The following is a 22,411-nucleotide window of genomic DNA, read 5'->3' on the forward strand; positions in this document are numbered from 1 at the left end:
GGCATCGCCGGCAAGGCCGCCTTTCTCATCGCCATCGCCTTTTCTATCTTCCAGATCTACATCGCCGCCTATGGCAGCCTTCCGAGCCAGGTGGTGCGCGCCATGCATGTCGGCTTCTTGCTGCTGCTCGGCTTTGCCCTGATCGCCAATCTGCGCGCCACAAGCACACCGGCGAAAGCAGCGTTCTGGGCGCTCGGCGTGCTCGGCTTTGCCACCGGCCTCTACAATTGGGTGTTCTATACCGACCTCATCCGCCGCTCCGGCTTCCTCACCACGCCGGACCTGATCATCGGCACGGTGCTGGTCGTGCTGGTCTTCGAGGCGGCGCGGCGGCTGATGGGGCTGCCGCTTGCCCTGATCGCTCTGATCTTTCTCGCCTATGCTTTCTTCGGCAATCACCTGCCGCCGCCCTTCATCCATCGCGGCTATGATTTCGCCCAGCTCATCGACACCTTCGCCTTTGGCACCGAAGGCATATACGGCACGCCGGTCTACGTCTCGGCCGCCTATATCTTCATCTTCGTCGTCTTCGCTGCCTTTCTCGAACGCGCCGGCATGATCGCACTGTTCAACGATTTCGCCCTTGGCCTGGTCGGCTCGTGGCGCGGCGGCCCGGCCCAGGTCTGCGTTCTGTCCTCCGCGTTGATGGGCACCATTTCCGGCTCTGGCGTCGCCAATGTGGTGGCCTCCGGCCAGTTCACCATCCCGCTGATGAAGCGCTTCGGCTTCCGTTCGGCTTTCGCCGGCGCCGTCGAGGCAACCTCGTCAATGGGCGGCCAGATCATGCCGCCGGTGATGGGCGCGGTCGCCTTCATCATGGCCGAGACGCTGAACATTCCCTATGCCGAGGTGGTCAAGGCGGCGATCATCCCGGCGCTGCTCTATTTCGGCGCCTGCTTCTGGCAGGTGTACCTGGAAGCCGGCAAGGCCGGCCTACAGGGCATGGCCAAGGCGGACCTGCCCAATCCGTGGGACGCGGTGAGAAGACATTGGCCGCTGGTGCTGCCGCTGGCCGCGCTTATCTATCTGCTGTTTGCCGGCTATACGCCGATCTTTGCCGGCACCATGGGTCTGGCGCTGACCATCGTGCTCATCCTCGGCACGCCGCTGGCGGCGTTGATCGGGCCGCTTGCCTTCCGCATCGTCTTCTGGCTGGCGTTGGGACTTGCCGCCGCCTCTTTCATGAAATTCGGCGTCAATATCCTCAGTCTTGTGATCGCCGGGCTAATTGTCGCCTGCGTCACCTTCAAGGGCGGTCGCGAGACGCTGCAGATATGCGTAGATTCGCTTGCCGAGGGAGCAAAGAACGCGTTGCCGGTCGGCATCGCCTGCGCCATCGTCGGCGTCGTCATCGGCACTTTGACGCTCACCGGCATCGCCTCGACTTTCATCGGCTGGATCATCTCCATCGGCGAGAACAATCTGTTCCTGTCACTGGTGCTGACCATGCTGACCTGCCTGGTGCTCGGCATGGGCATACCGACGATCCCCAACTACATCATCACCTCGTCGCTGGCCGGACCGGCATTGCTGTCGCTCGGCGTGCCGCTGGTGGTCAGCCATATGTTCGTCTTCTATTTCGGCATCATGGCCGACCTCACACCGCCGGTGGCGCTGGCCGCCTTCGCCGCCGCGCCCATGGCCAAGGAGAGCGGCCTCAAGATCGGCATCCAGGCCACCAAGCTTGCCGTCGCCGGCTTCGTCGTGCCGTTCATGGCGGTCTACACCCCGGCGCTGATGTTGCAGGACCCAGGCCCGATCGCCGCCCAGTTCGGCTATCCCGTCGAGGTCGCCTATGTCGTCGCCAAGGCTTGCGTGGGCATTGCCCTGTGGGGCGCAGCCACCGTCGGGTTCCTTATCAGGCGCATGGCCTGGTGGGAACGTCTCGTCGCCTTCGCCGCCGGCGTGCTGCTGGTTGCGGCGCTGCCAGTCACCGACGAAGCCGGCTGGGCGCTCTCTGTCGCCTGGATCGGCTGGCATTGCTGGCGTGCGCGGCAGGCCACCGGCACCGCATGAGCCTCTGTATCCTCGCCGCCGGCAAGACGGTGACGCTCACTGTGGCTGCGTTCACGCTCGCCTGGACGCATTCGGTGGAAAAGACGCGTTGGCAGGAAGACTGGAAAGTAATGCCTTCCGGCTTGCAGATCGCCGAGGCGCGGATCAAGGGCTCGGGCGCCGGCATGGAGCCGCCGGAAGGCTCGGTGCTGCGGGACGGTTGGTGGGTCTATAAACCCAAGATGGCGCCGCAGCGGCGCCTTGTGCTCGCGGCCACTGGCGCGACAGGTGAAGGCTGGACGCTGTGCACGATTCAGGGCTGCCGCGAACTCGCCAGGGCGGCAGGCGACGCGATCTTGCTGGAGCCTTGCGAAGCTTCGAGCCAGCCGCGATAACGGATGATTCCGGCAAAGGGGGGTGCCGATCCGCCCGCGGTATCGTGCAGGATAGAACCCTTGCAGCGGCCGGCCTAGCCAATCAGCCGCCCTTTCAACTCGGCGGACGGGATTTCGCAGCTCTCTTTCCTGCCGAACAGCGCGTAACGATTCTTCGCAACGCGATCGTAGAGCCAGTCGCGAAGCGGGCGCGGCAGCAGGAGTAAAGATCTCGCCGCCCGCCACGGCCAGCCCAGTTCCGCCATCACGGCAATGAAACTGTCCAGCCGCGTGAAGGCGGCACCGTCGATGAGGGCCAGATTGGTCTCGTAGCTGTCCGTCCGCAGCCCGTATTTTCGGAACAGCGCTTCGCCGAGCGGCGACTGGGCCGTGGCGAAACGGAAGCGGCTTTTGCGGTCGAGCCTGACCACCATGCGCACAAAGCCAGAGCACAGCACGCAGACGCCGTCGAACACGATCAGAGGCTGGCTTGCATCGAAGGCTGGCTTTTCGGGAGGATGGTCTGGCTGGGCGGTCACGCGAGTCCCGGCTGATTGGTGTCAAACGACAATAAGCTTGCCGGCGGCGAGATCAAAGCCCCTGAATCTCAAAGCCCTAGAATCTCAGAACCTTGGCGTTGTCGCACGCCGCCTGTCGGCGAGCCCAGGACGTTCCGCGCGATAGGTCGTCGCACGGTGATCGGCGGCCGGCCTGCAGATCCGGCTGTCGTGACGGCCTTCCATGGTCGTCATCAGTGCGCGCTGATGCCGAGCGTGTGGCCGCGGCGTGCGCAAGCGGGGCCGGGGCCGCGCATGTAATAGCGCTCCGGCCGGTAGGTCGGCGCGACGAATTCGCGGATGGCGGCAGCGTAGCCGATGAGGTGCGTCAAGAAGTTCATTGTCCCTGTCCCTGTCCCAATTTCGGATGTCCCTTCCGAATTGCGGGCATCATAGCGTCGAGGCGTGAATAGTCGGTGAACACGATGTTAATCTTTGGTCAAAAAGGCCTTGGTTCGTGGCTGGAATGCGGCTGATTCGGGGTCTTTCCATGCAGTTCGTCGGCATTCCGGCTAGTGTGACTTTTGCATCACATATGTTTCGTTTGGATGTCGCTGCGGCGCGCTTCTGTTTCAACTTTGGCCGGCGCCGCGAAATTTCCGTGCGTGCTCTGGGAAAGCCAGGAACCCGTCCGATAGCCGCACGTTGACGCTAAAAGCCGGGACCAACCCGGCCCACCAGGCAGCGGCTTCCGTGCGGAACCGCCGCCAGGAGCCCGCACAGCTAGAACAATGGAAAGGCAAAGCCATGGGTTTCTTTTCGAAAGACATCAAGACGCTGGACGACCTCTTCGTCCACACGCTTCGCGACATCTATTACGCCGAAAAACAGATCGAGAAGTCGCTGCCGAAGATGATCGACAAGGCTACCGATCCGCAGCTGAAAGCCGGCCTGGAGAAGCACCTCGGCCAGACCAAAGGCCATATCGAGCGGGTCGAGAAGGTGTTCGAACTGCATGGCGTGAAGGCCAAGACGGTCAACTGTCCGGCTATCGACGGCATTCTCGAGGAAGCCGATGAAGTCAGCGGCGACATCGACGACAAGGACGTTCTCGACGCCGCCCTGATCGCATCCGCGCAAGCGGTCGAGCACTACGAGATAACCCGTTACGGCACCCTGATCGCCTGGGCCAAGCAGCTTGGCCGTACCGACTGTGCCAATGTCCTGGCCAACAACATCAAGGAAGAGCAGGCGACCGACCGCAAGCTTACCGAGATTGCGGAAGCCAAGGTCAACCTTCAGGCCGCGGAATAGCACTCGCGATCGAGGCAAGGCCGGACAACCCGGCTTTGCCTCACTTTCCGTACCTGGACGTCGACCGTATAATGCGCCACGCCTCGTTCCAGATTGCGCGAGGACAAACCGGCGGAGGAAGTCGTGCAGGAAAAGCCGAAGGCACCCGCAGGCAAGGCCGACACCAAGGCAAAGCCTGCCGGGGGCAAGGGCGAGACCTCTGTCAAATCCGCCGAGAGGGCAAAAACCGTCGTAAAACTTTCTCATCCCGACAAGCTTCTGTGGCCGCAGGAGAAGGTCTCTAAGCAGGGGCTGCTCGATCATTACGCTTTGGTCTGGCCGCGCATGCAACAATACGTCGTCAATCGGCCGCTCAGCCTTGTACGGGCGCCGGACGGCGTCGGCGGCCAACGCTTCTTCCAAAAGCATGCGTCCGCAGGCATGCACGAAAAAATCGCCAGGATGAAGGATCCGATGGACGGCGAGGAGATATTGTTCATCCGCGATTTCGATGGTGTCGCTGCCTTAGTCCAGCTCGGCGTGGTCGAGATCCATATCTGGGGCTGCACCATCGACGCACTGGACAAGCCGGACCAGATCATCTTCGATCTCGATCCCGACGAAGGCGTCGACGTGAAAGCGGTGCGCGCGGCGGCGCTACAAATCCGGGGCCAGCTCGATGAGCTGTCATTGCCACATTTCGTCAAGACCTCCGGCGGCAAGGGCTATCATGTCGTCGTGCCGCTGAAACCGTCGGCGGATTGGGATGAGGTGAAGGACTTCGCTCACGATTTCGCCCGCGCCCTCGAGCAGGCCGCCCCTGATCGGTATACAGCGACGCTGTCGAAGAAGGCGCGCACCGGCAAGATCTTCGTCGACTATCTGCGCAATGGCCGCGGCTCGACCACGGTGGCACCCTATTCGTCGCGGGCCAAGAAAGGCGCTACGGTCTCGATGCCGGCGACCTGGGCGGAGATCGAGGCCGGGTTGGCGCCGAACGCCTTTCCGGTCCGCGACAAGACGACGCTGAAGCAGTTGGCGAAAGCCGATCCCTGGGCGGATTTTTTCAAGCAGGGCAAGCCGCTCAAGGGCGGCTGATCATCTTTCAGCCGAGAAAAACCGTCTCGAAGGCCTGCTTGCCCATCGGCGAAAAGATCACCGCGCGGCTGTCCTTTTCGCGCCGCGCCCATTTTTCCAAAAGGATCTTGTCGAGAATGGCCGCGCCCAGCGTGCCGGCCAGATGCGAGCGCCGCACGCTCCAGTCGAGGCAGGCCCGACACACGGGTCGCCGCGCCTTGCTCTCGACATCGATGCCGATCTCGGCGAAATGCGCGGCGGCTGACGGCCCAAGCCTGATCTCCTTATCGTCGCGGATGAGGACTTTTTTGCCGACAAGACGATCCAGCATCGCCACTGCCTGTTCTCCGGCGAGGTGGTCGTAGCAAACCCGCGCCGCGCGCATGGCCGCATCACGCGGACCCGGCCGCACCCGTTGCGGCCCGACCGCAGCGGCGACACCGGTGATCGCCTCGATCATGCCCGCCACCTGCGGCCCGGCGAGGCCGTAGTAGCGATGCCGCCCCTGGCTTGCCAGCGTCAGCAGCCCGCCCTCCATCAGTTTCGACAGATGCGAGCTGGCAGTCGGCAGCGAAACGCCGGCCTCGAGCGCCAGTTCGCTCGCCGTCAGTGCCGTGCCGCCCATTAGCGCGGTCAGCATGTTTGCTCGCGCCGGATCGCCGACCAGGCTGGCGATGCGGGCTATATCTGGTCCTTCACGCATAGTTCGTTCCCCATCGAAGCATTGTCGTCAGATAACCACTATCCTCCGCTGAGATCAAGGAGACAACGATGACCGCAAGAACCGTTCCCCACACCGTGCTTGTCAGGCGCTTCGGCCGTCGGCCGTTTCCGTTCATTATCTTGCGCAGGTTGCATCTGCGGCTCCTGGCGCGGTGGTACGACCGCCATCTGCAGCGCCTCGACCTCGCCGAGATTGACGAGCACCTTTTGCGCGATGTTGGCCTGACGCCAGAAGACGTTCGCCGCGAATGCGCGAAGTGCTTCTGGCAAGCGTGACCACCAGAGAAATTGCCTAGCACATCGGTCCGCCGAACGTTTCGACCCCACTCGAACTGTCGCTGCAACAAACAAATCCAGCAAGGAGACAAAAGATGACCATCACCTGCTTCATCCGTTACGAGATCGACCCGTTCGGCAAGGCGGCATTCGAGGAATATGCCCGCAACTGGGGCGAGGCCATCCCGCGCTGCGGCGCCGATCTGATCGGCTATTTTGCGCCGCATGAGGGCTCGGCCACCACCGCCTACGCCGCTTACAATATCGCCAGCCTGGCGGCTTACGAAGCCTACCGCATCAGGCTCGCCGCCGATCCGGTCGGCCGGGCGAATTACGAATTCGCCCGGCGTGAAAGATTCATCCTGAAGGAGGATCGGACGTTTCTGAAACTCGCGTCCGGGCCGCACGCACCGAAGCATGATGCCCAGAAGTTGCAGACTTTTCAGACCGAGATCATGCCTGAAGGAAAGGTGAAACTATGATCGCCGTCATCTTCGAAGTCGAGCCGGCAGCGGGCAAGCGCGACGCCTATCTCGGCCTCGCAGCCGACCTGCGTCCGCTGCTCGACGGCATAGACGGGTTTCTCACCATCGAGCGCTTTCAGAGCCTCACCGACCCGAACCGCATCCTGTCGCTGTCGTTCTGGCGCGACGAGAAGGCGGTGAAGGCCTGGCGCAACACGGAGAAACATAGGCAGGCGCAGAAGGCCGGCCGTGGCGGCATCTTTGCCGGATATCGTCTGCGCATCGCCCATGTCGTGCGCGACTACGGCCTGACCGAACGCGCCGAGGCGCCTGAGGACAGCCGGGCGGTGAATGGGTAGCGCTTTCTAGGCATTCCCGATCAGCACTCCAGCCGCAAACACCAGCGCGCCGCCCAGCACCACCTGGAAGGCGGCGCGCCAGAATGGCGTCTGCATGTAACGGTTCTGCACAAAGGCGATCGCCCACAGCTCAAAGAACACCACCACGACCGCGAGAATTGTCGCGGTCCAGAAATAAGGAATGAGGTAGGGCAAGGCGTGACCGAGACCGCCCAGCGCCGTCATGACGCCTGTGGTAATGCCGCGTTTAACCGGCGAGCCGCGCCCCGACAGCTTGCCGTCGTCGGAGGCGACCTCGGTGAAGCCCATCGAGATGCCGGCGCCGATCGAGGCGGCAAGCCCGACCAGGAAGGTCTGGAACGTGTCGTGCGTGGCGAAGGCGGCGGCGAAGATCGGCGCCAGCGTCGACACCGATCCGTCCATCAGACCGGCCAGTCCCGGCTGCACATAGGTCAGGATGAACTGGCGCTGCTCGGCCGCGGCTTCCTCATCCTTCACCGCACCCGGCACATGCTTTTTCTCCAGCCGCTGCGCCAACGTCTCGTGGCCCTGTTCGGCGACCGCCAGATCGTCGAGCAGCTTTCGCGTCGAGGCATCGCTGGTGCGTTTCGCTGCCTCGACATAAAACAGATAGGCTTGCCGCTCCATCGTTTCAGCCTGTTGGCGCACATGCTCGATGCCGAGCGGCCTGACCAGCCAGTCGGGCCTGCGCTCGTAATAGCCCTTCACATGCTCGCGCCGGATCAGCGGAATGCGTTCGCCGAAACGTTCGCGGTGAAGCTCGATTAGCGAGTCGCGATGGCCGTCCTCTTCCTCGGCCATCTCCTCGAACACTTTGGCCGAATGCGGAAAGCTACCCGCCAGCCCATCGGCATAGGCGCGGTAGATGCGCCCGTCATCCTCCTCGGAAGAGATGGCGAGCGCCAGGATCTCTTGCTCCGAGAGCGACTCGAAAGGACGGCGGCCAAAACCGAAAACACGAGAAAGCATGAGAAATTCACCCCAGTTTAGAATAATTCTAAACTAGGGTTTGGTGTGCTCTTGGTCAATCGCGCCCGTCGGCCGGACGTTCAAAATTAGCCACTCCGGCGTTCTTCCGCCACCTCTTCTTCATTGGCGAATGTTCACCTATATAGCCGAACTTAAGCCAAGAGAAAGGAAACCGTAAATGCCGGCAAAATTGCCCACCCATGCATTTGACCCGAAACCCGTTCTCGACCTCATCGCCAGCATCGAGGGGGACCTGCAGCGCCTTAAAGGCTTGGTCGAGCAGCAGGTCGAAAAATTCGATCCGGCCAATCCGCACAACAAAGCGCCCGACGGCAAGCTGACAGAGGAGGGCGTCGAGTGCTGCTACCGCATGTTCGACGAGGGCAAATCGCGCTATTCGGTTGCCCAGCAGATGAAGATCTCCTTCGCCGCCGCCACCCATCGCTTCAACACTTGGCGCAAGATGGGCGGCGCCAAACGGAAAAGGACGCTTTTGGGGTGAGAACCCGGTTCGTCGCAGGCGAATTGAAAAGGTCCAGGGGACCTTTCAAAGGATTCGATCCCGGAGAGCTGCCGCCGGCAGCGGCCTCTGGCTGAGGCAATCAGCTACCAGACCGGGGCAATTGACAGCCATTCGTCAATTGAAGAACGCCCGAAGCCATAGCGGAGGGCCGGAGCGGCCAGTTCGCCGCAGGCCCAGCCCCATGGCGGTCGCCATATTTTGGAGCTTCCCAAAGCAGTCCATGCAGGCGCGACGGCGTGGTGGCGCTGGTGATGCGCGGACTGACTCGACGCGTTATCGGTTCAGACCTCGAGTTCGAGCGGCGAGGCTTTGAGGGATTTGAGCTTCAGCCTGTCGGGGTTGTGCTGTTTGGCCTCGGCGAGGAGAGCCTCGACCGCCTTCATATGAGCGATGTTCTTGTCCAGCTCGGTGGAGCGCGTGCCCTTCTTCGCAATGTAGGCGGCCTGCTGCTTGTCGAGATAGTGGGTGCTGCAGTTGAGCCATATGGTGAAGGGCTGGCCGGCTTCCGCGTTCGGGGAGAGCTTGTCGGCAACGCCCAGCCGGGAATCGAGCAGCACCTCGAGGACACGCAGGTCGGGGTTTTTGTCCTTGCCGTTGGCGCAGATCAGGTAGTGATCGGCGGTGATGCGCCTGGCGAAGGCGCGGTGCAGATTGTGCTCGGAACCGTGGTGCTGGAGCTTCAGCACGTCGACATGCAGCCCGGCGCCATCGGCGAGGCGGCCGTGATGGGTGAGGCCGGCGAGGATATCGTCGGCATGGCCATCGCCGGTCATGATGACGCGGGTGACACCGCCGCTAGCCTTCGGCTCTTCGAGCAGCAGCATGAGCGAGGCGAGGTTGGGCTCGGTGACGTCCTTGCGGTGGCCCAGTTCGTCGTCGATGGACACGCCGAAGCCGGGCGGGATCGGACCGTCGTTTTCTTCCAGCCACTCCTCGAGGTCCTGCAGCGAGCCCGCCTTCTTAGGGTTGTTGAGCCAGTTCTTCCAGTATTTGCGGAGGACTTCGAGATCCTTTTCGAACGGGCCGATGACGCGGATGGCGAGGGAGCTGTTGGCCGCGAGGCTGATCACCTCGTGGCCGCGGACCATGGCGAGGAGCTTGCCGAACTCGCCATTAAGAGGGATGTTCAACTGGTCGGCGGCGATGCGGCGGGACACCTTGATCGCCTCGGGGATCGAGTTGGCGATGCTGCGGAAGGCGTCGGCGAGCCGAAGCAGTGACGGGTTGGCCGAACTGGACAGCGTGTTAGCGCGGGCGGCGAGGACAGTGCCGATCGCCTCGGACTCATCCACCATGAGCTTGAACGCGTTGTGCCAGATACGCTTGACCTTAGGCGGTCTCCTGAACGGTGGCTTGCCGGAGGACTGGCCGTTGGCGTGCTTGTGGTCGAAAACGCGCCATTGCACTGTGTCCTCGAGCAGCTGCAGCACGCCGGCGATGTGATCCTGATCGACGTGCGAGACATAGACGAGGTCTAGTTGCTTGCCGGTGTCCTCGGCCCATTTGCCGAGATAGCCGCGCACCTCGGAGGCATAGGAGCCGGGCATACCGCCATCGGCGAGGATGGTGACGGCACCGGCCTCGATCAGCAGGCAATCGCCCTTGTCGGAGGGGAGCAGGGTGATTTTCATTATGCGGCCTCGGGCGGCGGGCGCCGGGTTGCAGGCCTGGCGGCACGGCGACTGGCAGGACGGCCCGGCGGGGCCGCGGCGGTGACGGTGGGTGCGGTAGCGAGCGGCGTGGTTTTCTTCAGCTCGGTACGGGTCAGCGCGTGGGAGGCTTCGGCGACGCAGGCGGCAGGAGAGATGACACCGAAGCCGAGGTCGTTCGTCCACTGGTAGGTGGCGCCGGGGAGGGGCCGGGCGGTGGCCTTAATGATGCCGAGGATCTGGGCAGCCGTGAGCGTCGGCTCGGCCGCCAGCATCAGGCCGATGACGCCAGCCACATAGGGGCTCGCCATGCTGGTGCCGGTCATTTCGATCCACGGGTCATCCGGACCGCCGAAGCCGTTGGCCGCGACGATGCCGGTGCCGGGCGCAGTGATGTCGGGCTTCAGCCGGCCGTCACGGGTCGGACCCTGGCTCGAGGTGATGTGAGCGCGGCGCTTCAGTTCATCGAGATTGGCGACGGAGACTATGCGTTGGCCGCAGGCGAGGGCGCTGACCGAGGAGGTGTCGACATGCGAGGCCTCGGTGAAGAACGACGGCCAGAAGTAGCTGCCGTCGCCCAAGTCGGCCGGGTCGTCGCGCTCGATCCAAGCATGGAAGGCGCCGTCGCGGATGACGAGGCCGTGCAGCCGGACCTGCCAGACGCCGGCAGGGATGCCGATGATCAGGTTGCTGCCGAAGAACGGCGTCAGGTAGGTGGCGATGTAGTTGGCGCCGTTGGTCGGGTGGTGCAACTCGTTGTAGACGCTGATCAATGTGCGGTCGGGCAACTGGTGGTTCTCGAGAAACTCACCGGGCTGGATCGGGCCGATCCAGTCGCCATCAGGCGGGCGGATGCTGATGGCGAGGCGATCCTGCGGCTCGTACCAGATCTCGAGCTCGTTCTCCGATGCATCCTTGATCTTGTCGCCGACGACCTGCCACTCGAGGATGTGGTCGAGGCCCTGGGCATCGATTTTGCCGCTCGCATGAATGCGGCCCATCATGTAGCCGAGATCGTCCGGAGCCTCGGGTCGTTCCTGGCCGGCGTTGCCGGCGGCAATGCAGATCGAACGGCCGGGCTCCGATAGCAACGCGTCGATCCAGCGGTCGAGGATGCTTGAACCGTCATGGGCGTGGCCGTTGGTCCCGAGGCTGATGTTGATCGAGATGGGGCGCTCACCGGCGAGATCGAGCAGGTAGTAGACGGCGTCGAGCAGGCAGGTGGAATCGTAGAACGAGGTGCGCCGGTCGATTTCGTCTTCCGGCAGCGCAATCAGCACCGCGGCGATTTCAGCTGCGCTGCAGAGACCGCTATTGCCGGCGGCGATGGAGGCGACATGGGTGCCGTGCGAGCCCACCACCATCTGCGATTGCGGCTCGAGATCGTGCGGCGAGACGTGAATCTTGGCGGCATCCGTCAGTGCGGTTTGCATGTCGGCGGCGGAGATCACCCGACCGCGCTTGAGGCCCTTGCGATTGCGGCCGACCTTGGCACCCTGATCCCAGATGCTGACAAACCGCGATTTGCCGCCGACGAGGAAATCGGTATGGGCCCAGTCGAAGCCTTCGACATCGATGATGCCGATCAGCATGCCCTTGCCGTCGCCGAGTTGGGCCGGAGCGACGCCCGGGACCCGGCGGGCTGGAGCGGTGCCGCCGGTGCTGCCCTTGATCGGACGCGGCAGCTTCAGGGCATCGGCCGGTTCGATAAAGATGGTGCCGGCGTCGCGCGCGAGATCGTACACTTCATCGAGGGTCATCCGGCGGGTCGCCATCCCGCGCAAGGTCTGCTGGCCAGCCACCGGTGGCAGTGAATCGGTGGAGCGGACGAAAACGCTGACCTCGACGGCCGCCCGCTGCGCCTGCACGTCGACCCCGTGCTTCTTGGCGGTGCCGCTGACCGGGGCGTCCTCGGGTGCGATAGCGGTAGCGAGCGGTGGAGTGGAGGCCGCAAGCTCCTCGGTGGTCACGCGCAGCGCCGGCTGCACTTCAGATTTCGCGGAACTGACGTCTGCGTCACAATTTGCGAACATCCGCAATTTCGGATGCTGGTTCCGCAGCACAACGTTCTGCCAGCTGTCACTCATCGCATCCGCCCCGTCGAATATTTTGAGGACGACAGACTCTTCTGAGGCGGAGGATGTCAGTTAATGTTGTCACAAGCAACAGAGTGGCGTGTATTTATCGTTGTAGTTGCAAATCGCGTACAGAACAGCGGGTTACTGGTAGGCGCCGATCAATAACATCGATCATGAACCACAAGTGAGGTTCATGATGGCGCCGCTGACTGCGCGTGCGCGATTGGAGGTGGCGAAGGCGGCGGCCTTGGCGAGTTCGGCGTGCGGCCGGGTAGGCACTGGACCCGGGGCTAATGAAGCGCTTCAACTACATTGCGCGCCAAGCGCTTCTTGCCCGCCACAAAACCATGTCCGCCACGAAGTTGTCAGAGTGGCCGGCTGCTGATGGGCACACCCCCCTTTCCTGCCCAAAGGCGAATTGTAACGGTCACATTTTTACAGTGGTGCGCGGCCTGGTTTTCCGTGCACCATGGGCGATCTCATTCTGCAGGACCTCCCCATGACCACCCCTCCCGGCATCGCCGATATCCGCGCCGCAGCATTGCGATTGTCCGGCTTGATAGTCGAAACGCCGCTGATCGAATCGCCGGAGCTGAACAAGCGCTTCGGTGCCAGAATCCTCTTCAAGCCGGAGACGCTGCAGCGCACCGGCTCTTTCAAGTTCCGCGGCGCCTATAACAAACTGTCGTCGCTGAGCGACGAGGAGCGCAGCCGTGGCGTCGTGGCCTTTTCGTCGGGCAATCACGCGCAAGGCGTCGCCGCGTCGGCGGCGATGTTCGGCGTCAAGGCGGTCATCGCCATGCCCACCGATGCGCCGGCGATGAAGGTCGGCAATGTCAGGAAAATGGGTGCGGTAGTGGTGCCGTTCGATCGTTTCCGCGATGACCGCATGACGGTGGTTCGCCCGTACGTGGAGAGGGGCATGGTCCTGGTCCCGCCATTCGACGATCCCGCCATCATCGCCGGCCAGGGCACGATCGGCCTCGAACTGATGGCGCAGGCGAAAGCGCTCGGCGTGAGCCTCGACGCCATTGTCATTCCCTGCGGCGGCGGCGGCCTGAGCAGCGGCATCTCGATTGCGGTCAAGGGCGCATCGCCGGCCACCGCCATCTGGGCGGTGGAGCCCGAGCATTTCGACGACACCTGTCGTTCACTGGCCAAAGGTGGCCGGGTTTCGATCGAACCCGGCCACACTTCGATCTGCGACGCGCTCCTCACCACCGAGCCGGGCGCGATCACCTTCGAGATCAACCGCAGGAATCTCGCCGGCGGCATTGCCGTTTCCGACAGTGCCGCGGCACAGGCCATGCGCGACGCCATGGCCCATCTCAAGCTGGTGGTCGAGCCCGGCGGCAGCGTCGGGCTGGCCGCGTTGTCATCGGGCGAGATCGAGCTATCAGGCAAATGCGTCGCCGTGGTGCTGTCCGGCGGCAATGTCGATTTCAGCACCTATGCTGAGATCATGGCGGCGGCATAGGGTGGCAAGCGGTTCCGGCTTCGCTCCGATGCCAAGCGTCATAGCGCTCCTGCGCGTCCAGTCGAACCATTCAAGGACTGACATGCAATGAAGCTGTACTTCAGCCGCAATCCCAATCCCCGCCTTGCGGTCGCGGTAGCGCGCTATCTCAATGCGAAGGTCGAGTTTGAATTCGCCTCCCCCTTCGCTCCCGGGCAGGCTGAGCGATATCGCCTGCTAAATCCAAATCTTTCACTGCCCATACTCGTAGGCTCCGGAAAAAGCCTCTGGGAGGCCGATGCCATAGCCTGCCGGCTTTCACGCGACGCGCATTCGGATCTCTGGCGCACCGGCGACGATGAACCCGAGATGATCCGATGGCTCAGTTGGGGTAAGGAGAACTTCGCGAGAGCTTGCGACGTCGTGCATTTCGAACGCGGGACCAAACAGCGGTTTGGGCTCGGCCCGATTGATCAGCACCGGGTTGAAGAGGGGCTGAGAGACTTCCGCACGGCCGCTGCAACACTTGAGGCCGAGCTTTCCGAGCGAGAATGGCTGGTCGAAAAGTCGGTTTCCTATGCCGACTTTCGAATGGCGACGTTTCTGCCCTTTAACGATGTCGCAAGATTGCCGCTCGACGATTATCCTTCTGTCAGCCGCTGGTATCGTCAGTTTGAAGAAATCGACGCCTGGCGCAATCCTTTCCAAGGACTGGACGCGCCTGAATTGCCGCCGGTCCCGGTTAGGCCAGACCCGCATAAATCTCGACCCGAATGATCATGCATCCAAGTGAGCTGAGCTGCTGTTCGCGTTGGAACTCCGCACTCAACCCATCTCGGCCATTTGCGTAGGCTGCTTGAGCTGGACTAGTCCAGAGTGCGGCGGAACCGCACCAGCGCCACACCGGCAAATAGCGCCACGAACACGACGAGCCAGCCGATTTCGGTTGCGACCGCCGGCAGTTCGGCGCCCTTCAGCATCACCGCGCGGATGATGCGCAGGAAATGCGTCAACGGCAGGACCTCGCCGAAAACCTGGGCCCAGCCAGGCATGCCGCGATAGGGGAACATAAAACCGGATAGCATGATCGACGGCAGGAAGAAGAAAAAGGTGAGCTGCAGCGCCTGCATCTGCGTGCGGGCCATCGTCGAAATGGTGTAGCCGAGCAGCACCAGCGCCAGCACGAAGATCAGGACTGCCGTCAGCAGCAGCGACATAGACCCGGTGAACGGAATGGCAAACAAAAGCTTCGCCGCCGCCAGCACCACCACCACTTGCACGGCGCCGACCGCCAGATAGGGCAGCACCTTGCCCAGCATGATCTCGAGCGGGCTGGACGGCATCGCCAGAAGGTTTTCCATCGTGCCGCGCTCGGTCTCGCGTGTCAGCGCGATCGAGGTCATCATCACCATCGTCATCTGCAGGATGACGCCAAGCAGGCCGGGCACGATGTTGTATTGCGAGATGCCTTCCGGATTGTAGCGTCGGTGGACAACGACCTCGAGCTGGCCTCGGGCGGTCTCGGCGGCCGTTTCCCGCATGCCGCGCGCCCGGAGCAGCGCCTGGTTGGCCACGGTGCCGAGCGTCGAGATGGCGCCGCTGGCGACCGCCGGGTCGGTCGCATCAGCCTCGATCAGGATTTGCGGCTGGTCGCCGCGCTCGACTCGCCGGGCAAAATCGGTGGGAATGGTGACGACGAAGGCGACGTCGCCACGCGCCATCAGGAATTCGGCCTCGGCGGCACTTTGCACGACATGGTCGAACCTGTAATAGCCGGTGGTCTGCAGCGCCGAGACCATGGCCCGCGTGTAGGGATCGCTGCTCATCGCCACCAAGGCTGCCGGCAGGCTCTTCGGATCGTTGTTGATGGCGTAGCCGAACAGCACGAGCTGCATCAGCGGCACGCCCAGCATCATGGCGAAGGTGATGCGGTCGCGCCGCATCTGGATGAACTCCTTGATCAGCAGCGCGCCGAGCCTGGCGAAGGAAAAGACGCTGTTTATCCCGTTTCTCATCCCATGTTGTCCTTTGAGTCGGACATGAACTGGATGAACACATCCTCAAGGCTGGTTTCGCCCGGCGAAACCGTGACGCCTTTGTGATGTTTCTCGACATCGGCAAGTGCTGCCTTAAGCGCCTTCCTGTCGGAGCCGACGACATGCAGCGTCGCGCCGAACGGCGCCACCTGGTCGACGCCGGAGCGGCCGCTGAGTGCGGCAGCAACCCGATCGAGCTGCGGGCCCTGCACGACGAAGGTCGTCAGGCCGGCATTCCTGACCACCTCGTCGACCGTGCCGGTGGCCAGCATCTTGCCGTAGGAGATATAGCTGATGCGGTGGCAGCGCTCGGCCTCGTCCATGTAGTGCGTGGAGACCAGAACGGTCAGTCCGCCGCTGGCCAGCCTATGGATCTCGTCCCAGAATTCGCGCCGCGCCTTCGGGTCGACGCCCGCCGTCGGCTCATCGAGCAACAGCAATCTGGGCTTGTGCATGATGCATGCGGCCAGTGCCAGCCGCTGCTTCCAGCCACCGGACAGCGTACCGGCCAACTGGTCCTTGCGCGAGGTGAGGCCAAGATCTTCCAGCGTCCTGCCGACATGCTCGTTAAGCGGCTTCAACCCATAGAGCCGCGCCACGAATTCAAGGTTCTCGGCGATGGTCAGATCCTCGTAGAACGAGAATTTCTGCGTCATATAGCCGACTTCACGCTTGATTCTCAGACTGTCGCTGCGGATGTCGAAGCCGAGCACCGTGCCTTCGCCCTCGTCCGGCGTCAGCAGGCCGCACATGATGCGGATGGTCGTCGTCTTGCCCGAGCCGTTCGGGCCGAGGAAGCCGACGATCTCGCCTTCGGCCACCGTCATCGTCACATGGTCTACGACGGTCTTGTCACCAAAACGCTTGACCAGGCCATGGACATCGATGGCGTTCATTTGCCGATATCCGCCAGATCGACATCGACGATCTGCCCCGGTTGCAGCGCGCTGGAGTCGCCCTCCGGCCGCGCCTCGACCAGATAGACCAGCTTCTGCCGGGTCTCGAGCGAGTAGATCACCGGTGGGGTGAACTCCGGGTCCGGCGACACATAGCTGATGCGCGCCTTCACGTCCGGCCCGCAGCCGCCGCAATGAACATTAAGCAGCGTGCCGACTTTCACCGACGAGAACGCACTTTCCGGCACATAGACGCTGAGCTTCACAGCGCCGTCCGGCAGCATCGAAATGACCGGCGCGGTCGGGCCGGCCGTGTCGCCCGGATTGCGGATCACATCGTTGACGCGGCCGGGCGACGGCGCCGCCAGCACGCGCTTCGACAGCCGCCATCGCGCTTGCTCCAGCGCCGATTGCGCTTGGCTGACCTGATTCTCGGCCGCCTTGATCGTTTCGGGCCGTGCCGGCAGGCCGCCGACGGCGAGATTGGCTTCCGCCTGGCCGACCTGCGCATTGGCTGTCTCCAGAGTGGCCGAGGCGGTGTCAAAATCGGCCTGCGTGCCGGTGCCGCGTTTGAACAGGTCGCTGGCGCGGGTGTATCTGCGTTTGGCGTCGGCGGCCTGCGCCTTGGCCATGTCGACCTGCGCCTTGAGCACCTCAATCTCTTCCGGCCGTTTGCCGACCTGCAGGTCGGCAAGTTGCGCCTGCGCCTGGGCAAGGGCCGCCTCGGCTTGCACGACGGCTATTCTTGCATCGGCGCTTTCCAGCGTCACCACCGGCGTGCCCGGCACGACGCGGTCGCCGCGCTTGACCGAAATCGTCTCCACCTGCGCCACCTCGATCGGCGCGAGCAGCACATAGTCGCCCTCGACATAGCCGACGGCGAGTGGTGCCGCTGGTGCGCAGGCGCTGAAAAGCAGAGCGGCGAGCGGCAGAGAGCAGAGGAAACTCATGACCTACGATCCTTCCGGGCGGCCAATATGGCCCCAAGATTATCCGTCACCGTCGCCGCAATCTTGACAGCCTCGGCGTCGCCGATCGCGCGCCAGCCCATGCGGCGCATCACCGCCTCGCGACCGATGCGGAAATAGACGACTTGGCCGATCAGCGTGAACACGGTGAGTCGGGTAGCCTCGCTTTCGGCCGGCTCGCCCGTCGCCTGCTCCCAGACCAGGCAGAGCCGGCGATGCGTCGGCTCGAACACGCCGTCATAGATGCGGTCGAGTGCAGCCGTCGGATGCGAAAGTTCACGCAGGACGAACTGCACGATCTCACCGGCCTCCGGCCTAGCCACGACGAAGGCCACCATCCGCTCCAATGCGGTGAACAGTTGTGCCCGCGCCGCTTCGGGGTCGCCCGCTTCTGAATCGCTCGGCGCCCGCAGATTGCCGATCGCCTGGCCGGCGATGGTCTGGATGGTGTCGACGATATAATCGGCCGCTGCCGCGCGAAGCCCTTCCTTGCCGCCGAAATGATAGGCGATCGAGCCGATATTGGCCTTGGCTTCTGCCGCGATCTCTCGCGTCGAGGTCCCGTCGAAGCCTTGTCGTCCGAACAGCTTCAGCGCCGCGCGGACAAGTGCCGCGCGCGTCATGTCGGCGGGAGACGTCTCGCGACGTGGAATTTTGGCGTTCGTTAGCTTGGCCATGATCAGCAATTTAATCAATCGAATGATTAAGGTCAACCCTAAGCCGTGTCCACCTTGCCATCTCCAGCCGCAGGCGCTTTAGTGCGAAGCCATGGTCAAGGAAATCGAGCGCAAGTTCCTGGTCTCCGGCAATGAGTGGCGGGATTTGGTCGAAGCGGACACCCGCATTCGCCAGTTCTATCTCGCCGCCACACCGGACCGCTCGGTGCGCGTGCGCGTCAGCAACGGCGCCTCGGCAAAGCTGACGCTCAAATTCGGCAGCAAGGTCCGCGAACGCGACGAATTCGAATATCCGATCCCTCTGGCGGAGGCGGAAGAGATGCAGGCCTTCGCGATCGGACATGTCATCGAGAAGACACGCCACCATGTTAGGCATCGCGGCCACCTCTATGAAGTCGATGTCTTCGGCGGGATGCTTGCGGGGCTGGTGGTTGCCGAGCTCGAGACGCCCGAGGACGTGCCGGACGAAATGCTGCCAGACTGGCTCGGCCGCGAAGTTACCGGCGAGCAGAGGTTCTATAACGCGTCGCTCGCGCTCGGGGGGATTCCGGAGATCGCCGCATGAGTTATCGCATCGATCCGCGCCTGCCGTTGACCGGGGAGGTCAGGCGCATCCTCGCCGAGGAGATCGGCAAGGCGCTGGTCCACCTGGACGCGGCGCATGACAGGCCGGAGCAGGCGCTGCACAAATGCCGCAAGCGGCTGAAGAACGCGCGTGCCTTGCTGCGCCTGGTCCGTTCCGGCGACGAAACGTTCTGCCTGGCCGAGAATCAGTGCTACCGACAGGTGGCAGCCCTGCTTGCCGGTCCGCGCGAGGCGACCGCGCTGGTTGAAACCATCGACCGGCTGGCAGCAAGCTTTCCCGAACAGAGCGCAGGCGGCGGTCTCGATGCGGTGCGCGAGACGCTCGTCGCGCGTCAGCACGAATTGCATGGCGGTGTCGGCCTCGACGCTGCAATAACTGCCGCGATTGCCGCTTGCGAGGAGGGCATCAGCCGGATCGATATGCTGGCCTTGCCCGACCAGCCCGAACAGGCCGCCGATGTGCTTGCCGAAGGCGCCCGCATCACTCTGCGTCGCGCCAGAAAGGCGCTGGACAAGGCAAGCTCCCGCGGCGGGGCCGACGATTTCCACGATCTGCGCAAGGCAGCAAAGACCCACGGCATGCATCTGTCGTTGCTCGGAAGGCTGTGGCCGATGCCGATCAAGGCCCGGCGCAAGGCGGTCGACGAACTCGGCGAAAGACTGGGCGAACTGCATGATGTGTTCGTCCTGCGTACGCTTCTCGATGCCGCCGACCGGCCGCTCGGCTCTCCTCAAGAAACGCGGCTCCTGAGCAAGCTGTTGAAGCGCTCGGAGAAAAGCCTGAAAAAGACCTGTCTCGCCGCCGCCGCCGATCTGTTCGGCGACAGCCCCAGGCGCTCGACAAGGAAACTCGCGCGCAAGGCGCGCGACGATCTGGCCGCTGCGTCGCAGGAGGACGCTGCCGCGCCCGGCGGCTGATTGGCGCTATTGCATTTAGCGAATAGCCTCTCACCCGGATTGCCAACCGAATTGCGAAGGGCAATTCGGGACAGTCAGACCGACCTGCCGCCCTTTTCCGCATCGTCAAGCCGACGCTGGAATACGGGTTCGACCACTGGGTCGTGACAGTGGGGCGGCAAGGCCGCCGAATAGCGGGGTTTTGCCTGGCCGCTGGCGCCGGCTTACGGACGCCCGCTCGATGCCTGATTGCTTAAGTGGTGCGTACGACGCGACGGCTTCCCTCCCACAGCGTATACTTCACCCGTCCCCCGGGGAGACCGGGTGGATTTCAGTTTTGGGATGGCGCCGCCTTACTCCAGCTCATGCGGCTTTTCGATCGGAGCGCCGGTGCCCCACAAGGCGCGCGCGAGCAAGTTCCGTCTGCCCTTGCGCGAAACAAGGTCGATGTCGCTGACAAGAATCGCGCCGCCCTCGCGCCGCTCCAGGGTGATCTTGCGGCTGTGGTAGGCTTCCAGCTCGGCGCGGTGCGCCACGCTGATGATGGTGACATCAGGCAATTCGTGGATCACCGTCTCCATCATCTTGTCCTGGCTCTTCTCGTCGAGCGCCGACGTCGCTTCGTCCAGCACGATGATATCGGGACTGTGCAAGAGCAGACGTGCGAAGGCGAGCCGCTGCTTTTCGCCGCCCGACAAGATCTGGTCCCAGGGCGCGTCTTCCTCGATCTTGCCCTTCAGATAATCGAGGCCCACCTTGTCGAGGGCGACGTTGATCTCGGCAATCGTCCAGTTGTCGGCGGGGGCGGGATAGGCGACCGCGCGGCGAAGCGTCCCTATCGGGACATAGGGGCGTTGGGGCAACATGAACAGCCGGCTGTCGGCATGGAAATCGACGCTGCCGCCGCCCCACGGCCACAGACCCGCGACGGCCCGCACCAGCGTGCTCTTGCCTGTGCCGGATTCGCCTGAAACCAGCACCCGCTCGCCCGGCTCGATCTCGACCTCGGTCTCCTTGACCACGCCGGTGCCGTCGTCGAGCGACACGGAGAGATTGTTCAGGCTGAGCATCGCACCGTCTTCGGTTTCGCCGTGCTGGATACGGCCCAGGGTGTCGCTCTGTTCCGCGCGCTCGAGCCCGTCGAGCGACATCATCAGCGAGGCTATGCGCCGCGCGGAGGCGTTCCAACCGGCAAGACGGGGGTAGTTGTCGACCAGCCATCCGAACGCGCCCTGCACGATGGCGAAGGCGGAGGCAGCCTGCATGACCTGCCCCAGGGTCATGCTGCCTTCGAGAAATTTTGGCGCGCAAAGCAAGATCGGCACGACCGGCGCAAACAGGCTCGACCCCTGCGACACCAGCGCCGTGCGCATGTGCTGGCCAGTAAGCAGCGCCCATTGCCCGAGCACATAGGCGAACGTTTTGTCGATGCCGCTGCGCTCCTCCTCCTCGCCGCCGAGCAATGCGATGCTCTCGCCGTTTTCGCGCACGCGCGTTAGCGTGTAGCGGAACTCGGCTTCCGCCTGATTTTTCTCCTCGGAGAGATGGACGAAATGGCGGCCAATGACCACCATCGAGGTGGAGGTGATGGCGGCATAGATCACCGCGGTGACGACGAGAAAGCCGGGAATGGTGACGCTCGAACCTCCGATCGGCAGGGTCAGCGCGCCGCCGATCGTCCACAGCACCACGATGAAGGTCGAGGCCGACAGAAACGCGTTGAGGACACCGGCGATGAAATCGACGGGTGATTCGGTAGCAATCCGCAGATCCTCCGAGATGCGGGCTTCGGGGTTCGTGTGGTCGCCGGCGACGAGGTTCAGCTGATAATACCGACCGTTGGCGAGCCAGCGCGCGATGACTGATGTGGTGAGCCACGAACGCCAGCGGCGCTGGATCGTCATGCGAAGATAGACCTGTGCTACGACAAGGCTTCCGCTTCCGAGTACGAGCGGCACGAACACGGCGCTCAGGAAATAAATGATGCGGGCGTTGCGTTGCTCGATGGCGTCGAAAATCGCGCGGTTCCAGACATTGATCCCATACTGGAAACCGACATTGACGCATATCAGGATCAACAGCCCGATCGTGAGCGGCCAGGCGAAACTGTCGCCGCGCCGGCTCCAGTAACCGCGCGCGCTGATCCAGAAACGCCTTAGCAGATATTTCTTGCGCGCCCGCTCGGCCTCTTCGGGGGTCAGCTGTGGATCGGGTTCGACGGCTTCCGGCGGCGGCGCAGCTTCGCCGACGACCTCGGACGCGGCTTCGGCAGTCGATGCCTTCTCTTCGCTCGATTTCTCCTGACGCGGTGTCTGGGCATCGCGCGATCTGGCGCCGTCGACCGATCTCGGTTTGGATTTCGCCTCGGACATACGGCCGACAACGGCCCAAAAATCAAAAGGTTTCATGATGCCCGCTCGATCCAGCAGCCAGCAGCGCCAAGGCTCTCCCGGTGTTCCAATACTCGCAACAGTCGCGCCTATGGTCGTTCTCGAATGACAGCCTTTGACCTGTCGAGTGTCGGCCATGGATCAAAGTGACATTCAGCAATGGGATAGCTTGTGCCAACAGGAGGCCACCGGCCGGCAAATCCTGGTT

At 63.2% G+C, this 22,411-nt stretch carries 22 protein-coding genes and 1 pseudogene; 12 read left to right on the top strand and 11 right to left on the bottom strand.

All coding sequences use genetic code 11. The features are described 5' to 3' along the window. Together EOA85_RS01395 and EOA85_RS01400 are read left to right on the top strand one after the other, a co-directional pair. Window positions 1-2,016 (top strand): TRAP transporter permease (locus EOA85_RS01395; RefSeq protein ID WP_164759439.1); only part of this gene is annotated, 2,016 nt, incomplete at its 5' end. Continuing rightward, the gene (locus EOA85_RS01400) at window positions 2,013-2,390 is read left to right on the top strand and encodes a DUF1850 domain-containing protein (protein WP_127208061.1); all 378 of its coding nucleotides are present in this window, start codon (window positions 2,013-2,015) and stop codon (window positions 2,388-2,390) included. The genes EOA85_RS01395 and EOA85_RS01400, both read left to right, overlap by 4 nt. Window positions 2,391-2,464: 74 nt before the next feature. Here the strand turns inward: EOA85_RS01400 and EOA85_RS01405 are convergent, their stop codons facing one another. Both EOA85_RS01405 and EOA85_RS01410 read right to left on the bottom strand, forming a co-directional pair. Next, window positions 2,465-2,908 (bottom strand): DCC1-like thiol-disulfide oxidoreductase family protein, encoded by a 444-nt coding sequence (locus EOA85_RS01405; RefSeq protein WP_065006453.1) that lies wholly within the window; start codon window positions 2,906-2,908, stop codon window positions 2,465-2,467. Window positions 2,909-3,120: 212 nt separating this feature from the next. Further along, window positions 3,121-3,267: a hypothetical protein gene (locus EOA85_RS01410; protein WP_023801394.1), complete on the bottom strand. Its 147-nt coding sequence runs from the start codon at window positions 3,265-3,267 to the stop codon at window positions 3,121-3,123. A 406-nt stretch (window positions 3,268-3,673) separates the two neighbouring features. Here EOA85_RS01410 and EOA85_RS01415 point away from each other — a divergent pair, with 406 nt between their 5' ends. Further along, window positions 3,674-4,180, top strand: coding sequence for a ferritin-like domain-containing protein (locus EOA85_RS01415; protein ID WP_027154740.1), 507 nt, complete (start codon window positions 3,674-3,676; stop codon window positions 4,178-4,180). Between the two features lie 62 nt (window positions 4,181-4,242). Then, window positions 4,243-5,257: pseudogene (gene ligD, locus EOA85_RS01420) on the top strand (DNA ligase D); the annotation flags it as partial. 7 nt (window positions 5,258-5,264) lie between these two features. Here the strand turns inward: ligD and EOA85_RS01425 are convergent. After that, a complete protein-coding gene (locus EOA85_RS01425; protein ID WP_095517651.1) occupies window positions 5,265-5,939 on the bottom strand; it encodes a winged helix-turn-helix domain-containing protein in 675 nt (224 codons plus the stop codon). A gap of 68 nt (window positions 5,940-6,007) precedes the next feature. On the opposite strand from EOA85_RS01425, the gene EOA85_RS01430 reads away from it, so the two are divergent. From EOA85_RS01430 to EOA85_RS01440, 3 genes are all read left to right on the top strand, one after another. Continuing rightward, entirely contained in the window at window positions 6,008-6,235 is a 228-nt protein-coding gene (locus EOA85_RS01430; protein WP_127208062.1) for a DUF1127 domain-containing protein, read from the top strand. Window positions 6,236-6,330: 95 nt separating this feature from the next. Further along, window positions 6,331-6,717 carry an NIPSNAP family protein gene (locus EOA85_RS01435; protein ID WP_127208063.1) on the top strand — a complete coding sequence of 129 codons (387 nt, stop codon included), beginning with the start codon at window positions 6,331-6,333 and terminating at the stop codon, window positions 6,715-6,717. Continuing rightward, window positions 6,714-7,058 carry an antibiotic biosynthesis monooxygenase gene (locus tag EOA85_RS01440; protein ID WP_127208064.1) on the top strand — a complete coding sequence of 115 codons (345 nt, stop codon included), beginning with the start codon at window positions 6,714-6,716 and terminating at the stop codon, window positions 7,056-7,058. The genes EOA85_RS01435 and EOA85_RS01440 overlap by 4 nt, the downstream gene beginning before the upstream one ends. A gap of 6 nt (window positions 7,059-7,064) precedes the next feature. Here EOA85_RS01440 and mbfA read toward each other — a convergent pair whose 3' ends face one another. Continuing rightward, on the bottom strand, window positions 7,065-8,048 hold the full coding sequence (gene mbfA, locus EOA85_RS01445; protein WP_029347918.1) for an iron exporter MbfA: 984 nt from the start codon (window positions 8,046-8,048) through the stop codon (window positions 7,065-7,067). A gap of 178 nt (window positions 8,049-8,226) precedes the next feature. Here mbfA and EOA85_RS01450 point away from each other — a divergent pair, with 178 nt between their 5' ends. After that, the gene (locus tag EOA85_RS01450; RefSeq protein WP_029347916.1) at window positions 8,227-8,550 is read left to right on the top strand and encodes a hypothetical protein; all 324 of its coding nucleotides are present in this window, start codon (window positions 8,227-8,229) and stop codon (window positions 8,548-8,550) included. 302 nt (window positions 8,551-8,852) lie between these two features. Here EOA85_RS01450 and EOA85_RS01455 read toward each other — a convergent pair whose 3' ends face one another. Beyond that, window positions 8,853-10,202: an MBL fold metallo-hydrolase gene (locus EOA85_RS01455; RefSeq protein ID WP_127208065.1), complete on the bottom strand. Its 1,350-nt coding sequence runs from the start codon at window positions 10,200-10,202 to the stop codon at window positions 8,853-8,855. Beyond that, a complete protein-coding gene (locus EOA85_RS01460; RefSeq protein WP_164759440.1) occupies window positions 10,202-12,283 on the bottom strand; it encodes a S8 family serine peptidase in 2,082 nt (693 codons plus the stop codon). Before EOA85_RS01460 ends, EOA85_RS01455 begins: the two co-directional genes overlap by 1 nt. Window positions 12,284-12,797: 514 nt before the next feature. Here EOA85_RS01460 and EOA85_RS01465 point away from each other — a divergent pair. Both EOA85_RS01465 and EOA85_RS01470 read left to right on the top strand, forming a co-directional pair. Next, entirely contained in the window at window positions 12,798-13,775 is a 978-nt protein-coding gene (locus tag EOA85_RS01465; RefSeq protein ID WP_127208067.1) for a threonine/serine dehydratase, read from the top strand. An 87-nt stretch (window positions 13,776-13,862) separates the two neighbouring features. Continuing rightward, a complete protein-coding gene (locus EOA85_RS01470) occupies window positions 13,863-14,531 on the top strand; it encodes a glutathione S-transferase family protein (RefSeq protein WP_127208068.1) in 669 nt (222 codons plus the stop codon). Window positions 14,532-14,620: 89 nt separating this feature from the next. Here the strand turns inward: EOA85_RS01470 and EOA85_RS01475 are convergent, their stop codons facing one another. Genes EOA85_RS01475 through EOA85_RS01490 form a run of 4 tightly spaced genes read right to left on the bottom strand, consistent with a single transcriptional unit; the run spans window position 14,621 to window position 18,331 of the window. Beyond that, window positions 14,621-15,757: an ABC transporter permease gene (locus EOA85_RS01475; RefSeq protein WP_127208085.1), complete on the bottom strand. Its 1,137-nt coding sequence runs from the start codon at window positions 15,755-15,757 to the stop codon at window positions 14,621-14,623. 8 nt (window positions 15,758-15,765) lie between these two features. Beyond that, a complete protein-coding gene (locus tag EOA85_RS01480) occupies window positions 15,766-16,686 on the bottom strand; it encodes an ABC transporter ATP-binding protein (protein WP_065006443.1) in 921 nt (306 codons plus the stop codon). Then, window positions 16,683-17,636, bottom strand: coding sequence for an HlyD family efflux transporter periplasmic adaptor subunit (locus EOA85_RS01485; RefSeq protein WP_127208069.1), 954 nt, complete (start codon window positions 17,634-17,636; stop codon window positions 16,683-16,685). Before EOA85_RS01485 ends, EOA85_RS01480 begins: the two co-directional genes overlap by 4 nt. Further along, window positions 17,633-18,331, bottom strand: coding sequence for a CerR family C-terminal domain-containing protein (locus tag EOA85_RS01490; protein ID WP_127208070.1), 699 nt, complete (start codon window positions 18,329-18,331; stop codon window positions 17,633-17,635). The genes EOA85_RS01485 and EOA85_RS01490 overlap by 4 nt, the downstream gene beginning before the upstream one ends. A gap of 91 nt (window positions 18,332-18,422) precedes the next feature. On the opposite strand from EOA85_RS01490, the gene EOA85_RS01495 reads away from it, so the two are divergent. Both EOA85_RS01495 and EOA85_RS01500 read left to right on the top strand, forming a co-directional pair. Next, entirely contained in the window at window positions 18,423-18,896 is a 474-nt protein-coding gene (locus EOA85_RS01495) for a CYTH domain-containing protein (protein ID WP_127208071.1), read from the top strand. Next, window positions 18,893-19,834 carry a CHAD domain-containing protein gene (locus EOA85_RS01500; RefSeq protein ID WP_127208072.1) on the top strand — a complete coding sequence of 314 codons (942 nt, stop codon included), beginning with the start codon at window positions 18,893-18,895 and terminating at the stop codon, window positions 19,832-19,834. Before EOA85_RS01495 ends, EOA85_RS01500 begins: the two co-directional genes overlap by 4 nt. 332 nt (window positions 19,835-20,166) lie before the next feature. Here EOA85_RS01500 and EOA85_RS01505 read toward each other — a convergent pair whose 3' ends face one another. Beyond that, complete coding sequence (locus EOA85_RS01505; RefSeq protein ID WP_127208086.1) at window positions 20,167-22,185, bottom strand: ABC transporter ATP-binding protein/permease; 2,019 nt, start codon at window positions 22,183-22,185, stop codon at window positions 20,167-20,169. Window positions 22,186-22,411: the final 226 nt, after the last annotated feature.

Origin of the sequence: Mesorhizobium sp. M5C.F.Ca.IN.020.29.1.1 (genome assembly GCF_003997375.1) — a bacterium.
Taxonomy (GTDB): Bacteria; Pseudomonadota; Alphaproteobacteria; order Rhizobiales; family Rhizobiaceae; genus Mesorhizobium; species Mesorhizobium wenxiniae.

Bases quoted from the DNA above. Each gene is read 5' to 3' on its own strand.
- EOA85_RS01465 (WP_127208067.1), top strand. From the start codon at position 12,798: ATGACCACCCCTCCCGGCATCGCCGATATCCGCGCCGCAGCATTGCGA.
- EOA85_RS01485 (WP_127208069.1), bottom strand. From the start codon at position 17,636: ATGAGTTTCCTCTGCTCTCTGCCGCTCGCCGCTCTGCTTTTCAGCGCC.
- EOA85_RS01425 (WP_095517651.1), bottom strand. From the start codon at position 5,939: ATGCGTGAAGGACCAGATATAGCCCGCATCGCCAGCCTGGTCGGCGAT.
- EOA85_RS01495 (WP_127208071.1), top strand. From the start codon at position 18,423: ATGGTCAAGGAAATCGAGCGCAAGTTCCTGGTCTCCGGCAATGAGTGG.
- EOA85_RS01450 (WP_029347916.1), top strand. From the start codon at position 8,227: ATGCCGGCAAAATTGCCCACCCATGCATTTGACCCGAAACCCGTTCTC.
- EOA85_RS01470 (WP_127208068.1), top strand. From the start codon at position 13,863: ATGAAGCTGTACTTCAGCCGCAATCCCAATCCCCGCCTTGCGGTCGCG.
- EOA85_RS01430 (WP_127208062.1), top strand. From the start codon at position 6,008: ATGACCGCAAGAACCGTTCCCCACACCGTGCTTGTCAGGCGCTTCGGC.
- EOA85_RS01415 (WP_027154740.1), top strand. From the start codon at position 3,674: ATGGGTTTCTTTTCGAAAGACATCAAGACGCTGGACGACCTCTTCGTC.
- EOA85_RS01480 (WP_065006443.1), bottom strand. From the start codon at position 16,686: ATGAACGCCATCGATGTCCATGGCCTGGTCAAGCGTTTTGGTGACAAG.
- EOA85_RS01440 (WP_127208064.1), top strand. From the start codon at position 6,714: ATGATCGCCGTCATCTTCGAAGTCGAGCCGGCAGCGGGCAAGCGCGAC.
- mbfA (WP_029347918.1), bottom strand. From the start codon at position 8,048: ATGCTTTCTCGTGTTTTCGGTTTTGGCCGCCGTCCTTTCGAGTCGCTC.
- EOA85_RS01490 (WP_127208070.1), bottom strand. From the start codon at position 18,331: ATGGCCAAGCTAACGAACGCCAAAATTCCACGTCGCGAGACGTCTCCC.
- EOA85_RS01410 (WP_023801394.1), bottom strand. From the start codon at position 3,267: ATGAACTTCTTGACGCACCTCATCGGCTACGCTGCCGCCATCCGCGAA.
- EOA85_RS01435 (WP_127208063.1), top strand. From the start codon at position 6,331: ATGACCATCACCTGCTTCATCCGTTACGAGATCGACCCGTTCGGCAAG.
- EOA85_RS01500 (WP_127208072.1), top strand. From the start codon at position 18,893: ATGAGTTATCGCATCGATCCGCGCCTGCCGTTGACCGGGGAGGTCAGG.
- EOA85_RS01505 (WP_127208086.1), bottom strand. From the start codon at position 22,185: ATGTCCGAGGCGAAATCCAAACCGAGATCGGTCGACGGCGCCAGATCG.
- EOA85_RS01400 (WP_127208061.1), top strand. From the start codon at position 2,013: ATGAGCCTCTGTATCCTCGCCGCCGGCAAGACGGTGACGCTCACTGTG.
- EOA85_RS01455 (WP_127208065.1), bottom strand. From the start codon at position 10,202: ATGAAAATCACCCTGCTCCCCTCCGACAAGGGCGATTGCCTGCTGATC.